Consider the following 367-nt stretch of genomic DNA (forward strand, 5'->3'; position numbering starts at 1 on the left):
ATTCTTTTCTCCTTCGTCTAGAATTCGGTCGATTGTCGCAATGTAGACCAATGCGCACCAATCTTGAAACTGCTGTTCCGTCACGTTGCCGGGCCGAATCCAGCCAACGCCATTCTCATCCGTCTCGCGGATAAATGTGCGATACCCACATTTGTGGGTCAGGAAATAGTGCGCCGAGAAGTGGGTATGCGCCAACAACCGCTTGGCAGCCATTCGATGCTTCACTGTGCAATGCTGCTCAGCCAAATACTGAATCGTGAAGTCGAGGTCCATGAACCATGGATTGATTGGGGTACGGCACACTCGATCCCTGATTTGGGTGCCTGCCTCGATGAAAACCCGAGCCTCCATCAGCAACTCGCGTTCT

General features: G+C 52.3%; 1 protein-coding gene. It reads right to left on the reverse strand.

Going from position 1 to position 367, the window contains the following annotated elements; genetic code table 11:
* The coding region (locus tag AC1RPU_RS08010; RefSeq protein ID WP_481769642.1) for a hypothetical protein at positions 1-367 on the reverse strand (367 nt) is incomplete at both ends.

The sequence above is a fragment of the Dellaglioa sp. CoH-55-MRSF-7 genome, from assembly GCF_056782235.1.